This is a genomic window from Mesorhizobium sp. M5C.F.Ca.IN.020.29.1.1 (genome assembly GCF_003997375.1).
Classification (GTDB): domain Bacteria; phylum Pseudomonadota; class Alphaproteobacteria; order Rhizobiales; family Rhizobiaceae; genus Mesorhizobium; species Mesorhizobium wenxiniae.
The window spans coordinates 1-4,141 of record NZ_RZSW01000546.1 but is presented as its reverse complement, the minus strand read 5'-3'; the positions used below and the strand labels follow the sequence as shown (position 1 = coordinate 4,141).

General features: G+C 64.3%; 4 protein-coding genes and 1 pseudogene. 3 read left to right on the top strand and 2 right to left on the bottom strand.

Annotation, left to right across the window (positions count from 1 at the left end):
* The first annotated feature begins 176 nt into the window (after window positions 1–176).
* Together EOA85_RS29265 and EOA85_RS29260 are read left to right on the top strand one after the other, a co-directional pair.
* A complete protein-coding gene (locus tag EOA85_RS29265; RefSeq protein WP_127212077.1) occupies window positions 177–491 on the top strand; it encodes a YMGG-like glycine zipper-containing protein in 315 nt (104 codons plus the stop codon).
* Window positions 492–720: 229 nt separating this feature from the next.
* A pseudogene (locus tag EOA85_RS29260) lies at window positions 721–1,031 on the top strand (endonuclease domain-containing protein).
* Between the two features lie 144 nt (window positions 1,032–1,175).
* On the opposite strand, the gene EOA85_RS29255 reads toward EOA85_RS29260, so the two are convergent.
* On the bottom strand, window positions 1,176–1,499 hold the full coding sequence (locus tag EOA85_RS29255) for a hypothetical protein (protein WP_127212076.1): 324 nt from the start codon (window positions 1,497–1,499) through the stop codon (window positions 1,176–1,178).
* Window positions 1,496–3,229, bottom strand: coding sequence for a portal protein (locus tag EOA85_RS29250; protein WP_127212075.1), 1,734 nt, complete (start codon window positions 3,227–3,229; stop codon window positions 1,496–1,498). Before EOA85_RS29250 ends, EOA85_RS29255 begins: the two co-directional genes overlap by 4 nt.
* Before the next feature lie 355 nt (window positions 3,230–3,584).
* Here EOA85_RS29250 and EOA85_RS39410 point away from each other — a divergent pair, with 355 nt between their 5' ends.
* Window positions 3,585–4,004: a class I SAM-dependent methyltransferase gene (locus EOA85_RS39410; RefSeq protein WP_245486117.1), complete on the top strand. Its 420-nt coding sequence runs from the start codon at window positions 3,585–3,587 to the stop codon at window positions 4,002–4,004.
* Window positions 4,005–4,141: the final 137 nt, after the last annotated feature.

The following is a 4,141-nucleotide window of genomic DNA, read 5'->3' as shown; positions in this document are numbered from 1 at the left end:
TTTTGTTTGACCATGAGCCTTCCGAGCCGGAGGCCTTGGCCGTCAAGACGAAAGAAACCATGTCTTATTTCGTGAGGCACGGTGCCGCTGTTCCGCCGCAATGCGACCGCACTTGGCAAACACTTGGCAAAACCAGCCGGTGTATTAGTTCATAGGCCTCAACGGAGTATCAGACGATGACCATGTACAAATCCATTGCCGCCCTGCTTGTCACTGCCGCGCTGGCAGGATGTGCGCAGACCGAAGGCCAGCAGAGGGCGACCACGGGCGCTCTGGTCGGCGGCGCGGGCGGCGCTCTCGTCGGCCAGGCCCTGGGCCGCGACACCAAGAGCACGGTTGTCGGTGCAGCCAGCGGCGCCTTGCTGGGCGCGGTCGTGGGCAGCGCGACAACGCCGCAGCGGCGCGGCGAACAGCTTTGCCGCTATCAGGATCGCTACGGCCGCATCTACACGGCGCCTTGCGACGACCGCTATTACAGCGGCAACTATTGAGACGATAGCGAAATGCGCTTGGGAGAGTTCGGTGGCTTCGACGCCGGCTCCTTTCTTTTCAAGTTGGCGATTTGCGAAATCAGCGGCGACGGCCGATCTCCCCCCAAGTGGGGGAGATGTCCGGCAGGACAGAGGGGGGCGCCGTAGAGCGCCAACCTCAATAGCGACCGAGCATTGAGCGATGCCTCACACGCCACTGCCTCCCCGAAATCGCGCAAATGCCAAGTCGATGCGGAGACCGGTGCTGAACTGAAGCTCTGGAACGAGCTTCGCGCGCACCGGCTGATGGGGCTTGGCTTCCGCCGACAATTTCCGATCGCTGGTTACATCGTCGACTTTGCTTGCCCAGACAAGAAGCTCGTCGTCGAAGTCGATGGTTCGCAGCATGCCGAGGCCAATGCAGGCGATGAGGCGAGGACAAAGCGTCTGGAACAGGATGGTTGGACCATCCTGCGCTTCTGGAACGACGACGTCATTCGCGACGTCGACAATGTCTGCCAGCACATTGTGATCGAGGCAGGGCTCGCAGGTGCGACTTGATACGCCGGCGGGACAGCGCCCCCCTCTGTCCTGCCGGACATCTCCCCCACAGGTGGGGAGATTGGCAGCTTCGCCAGCACCGCTCCTCTTGGAAGCATCGTAAATTGGCGAAAGCAACGATAATGCCGACCTCGGCGAACCCTCCTACCTCCCCTCCAGCCTCGCCGCCTTCTCCAGCGCCGCCAGCTGCGCCTCGTCCAGCGTCAGGAACCCCATGATGTGCTGCACCACTTCGGCGCGTGCATTGCTCAGTGCGCTGTGCAGTTCGAAGCCGTTCGGCGTCTTCGTCTTGGCCAGCCACTCGCCATAGGACGGGCGGCGGTAATAGCCGGTCGCCGCCGCCAGGTCGGCAAGCACCATCTCGCCGTCCTGGCCTGAGAACACCCTGAGATAGGCCTTCGTCAGCGCATCCTGCGCCTTGGCCGGGCCGCCGGCCTGGCTCGAATGGGCGAAGCGTTTGCCTCTCATGCGCCGCCCTCGCCGCCCTGCGACATCAGCCCGCCGAGACTGTCGAGCAGACCGCTGTCGCGCGCCTGCACGGCGGCGGGCACGGCATCCTTGGCCACCTTGCCGGCGTTGGCGATCGCGGCCGTGCCGGCCTGCGCAGCTAGCGCCTTGGCTCTGGCATCGCGGATACCGGCAACCTCGTCCTGGCGGCGAAAGATGCGCTGCGGACTGCGGCCGGCGCTCTGCACGATCTTGAGCGCCTCGTCGCCGTCGATATTGTCCATCACGCTCGCGTCGAACTGCGCCATCTGCATGGCCGTGGTCACCACCTGGATTGTATCGCGCGCCTCGGCCGAGCGGCGCAGCACGTCGAGCGGGCCGGTGAAGGTCGGCCGCACCGCCTTGCCGGCAAGGCTCGCCGGCGGCAGGAAGCGGCTGTCTTCCTCGTATAGTCCTTTGTCCTCGAGTATTCCGAGCTCGCGGTCGAGATTCGAGGCAAAACCGGCCTGGATGATCGAGCCGGAGGGTCCGAGCAGCGCGCCCTTTTCCTCCTGCCGGATCAGCGCTTCGGTCGCCGTCATCTGCGGGTTCTGCACCAACGTCTGGAACAGATTGACGAACATCATGTCGCGGATCTCCTCGGCCCGGCTTTCCGCGTAGCTGAACGCATAGGTCGGGTTCTGCCCCGTAGCGATCGGCGCAATCAGCGGCCGTCCCTGATCGTCGATCAGGCCGGGATAGTTCTCGCCGGGATTGAGCACCGGCACATAGTCGAGCCGCGCCTTCGAAGCGGTCGCCGGATCGGTGACCTGCTGCAGCGCCCTGAGGCCGGAGCGGCGCACGGCGTTTTCCTCGCGCACCGTGGTCAGCGCCTCGATGGTCGGCGAAATGCCGTAGGGGTCGCCCTCGTAACGGCGCCAGTTGAAGCACGACACCGGGAAGGAGCGGAAACCGCTTTCCCTGACGATGACCTCCTCGTCCTCGAGGACGTGATAGGAGGCGAAGGCCGTGTCGAGATATTGGTAGGATCCGCCCAGCCGATACATCTTGCGCTCGTCGCGCGGCTGGATGCACTGGATCAGCGAAATCTTGGTCTCGCATTTGGCGGGATCATCGACCAGCATTTTGATGCGCGCCGGCAGCTTCTCATAGCCGAGCAGCTGTGCGGCCTGGCGCGCCGTGCGCTCGTAGCGGCGGTGGAAAATATCGACTTGACCCCAGCGGTTGCGGCAGAGATAGCCCTCGACCACGGGGATCGAGGCATAGCGGATCAGCGTATGGGGCGCAAAGCCCTCCTCGGCGTAGAGATAGGCCGGGCCGTAGCGCACGACGTTGCGCAGGCAGGCCTGCGTTGCCGGCACGAAGTTCGAATTGGCGGAATAGCGCAGCGAGAACAGGAAATCGCGAAGCGACTCCGCCCATTCCTTTTCCTCGTCGCTCTCTTCGTCGTTCAAGGCGGCGGTCGACAGCCCGTGCCATTTTTCCGACTGCGGGATGATCAGGCTTTCCAGCCCAGCGGCCAGCCGGTTGGCTGCCGAGTTGATGGTGTTGGCGTAGACACGCGCACCCCGCCGCTCCTGCCGCTCAGCCTGCGAGTCAGGTCCGGATTGCCGGCGCCCGCTCCAGACATCGGGCGCGTCGGGGTCGCAGAATTCCGACACCGCCTCCCAGACAGCCTCATACTGGCTGCGCTCGCTCTCCAGTTCGGCCTGTCGCGACAGGATATCGTGGGCGCGGGAATCGCTCGTCATGGCATTCTTTCTTCGGTGGTCTGAGCTTATTTTAGGGCGGTCGAGTTTGTCCGCTTTTGCGATGTTCAAGGGAGGCGCGGCGGGCCTTAGGAGGTCGATGTGACAACGACGGAGAGCCTACCCGGTGCCCTGACGAGGCGAAGCAAGCAGGTTGCAAAGCGGCTGATCGGCTACGACTCCCGCAACTGGCTGCGCATCAGGCAGATCGAGGCATTCACCGCGTTTCTTGAGGCGGACGGCCGCAAATCATCTGACGTGATCGAGGTTTCGCCCGGCTGGAACCGCTACTGGAAGACGATGTGCTCCACTACACCTCGGTCGATTCCGGCGATATTCCGTCGTCATCGCCGACCAGGTGCTGGAGCATGTGCACCGGCCGCTTGCCGCCGCGCAAAATATCCATGCCATGACCCGGCCGGGCGGCTGGGCGATGGTGACCACACAGTTCCTGTTCAGGGGGCATGCCAGGCCGCACGACCGCTGGACTCCCGCCGGCCTGAAGCAGGTGATGGTCGAAGCCGGCTTCCCGGAATCCGAGATAGAAGTGTTCGGCTGGGGCAACAAGGCCTGCGCAAAAGCCCATATCGGCGGCCCAGTGCGCGCCTACGGCCTATGGCGCGACCTCAGCAACGACGAGGAATACCCGCTGATGGTGTGGGCATTTTGCGCGGAGGGCGTAATCTCCCCCCCTCGAGGGGGGGAGACTATCCTCACCTCTTCACCAACCGCGCCAGCCGCCGCCAGGTCCACCAGGGCAAACCGCCGCGATTCCTGAACACCTGCTTCCTCGCGCCCATAATCACACCCCCAGCAGCACGCGGCGCTGGCCGGTGAGGTCGCTGGGCGACAGATCGGTCTTGACCGTGCCAGCGGTGCCCTGGCGCTGTTCGAGCTCAGCCCTGAGTGCCGCCT

Excerpts from the sequence above, each read along its gene's own strand:
- EOA85_RS29265 (WP_127212077.1), top strand. The coding sequence starts at position 177 with ATGACCATGTACAAATCCATTGCCGCCCTGCTTGTCACTGCCGCGCTG.
- EOA85_RS29255 (WP_127212076.1), bottom strand. The coding sequence starts at position 1,499 with ATGAGAGGCAAACGCTTCGCCCATTCGAGCCAGGCCGGCGGCCCGGCC.
- EOA85_RS29250 (WP_127212075.1), bottom strand. The coding sequence starts at position 3,229 with ATGACGAGCGATTCCCGCGCCCACGATATCCTGTCGCGACAGGCCGAA.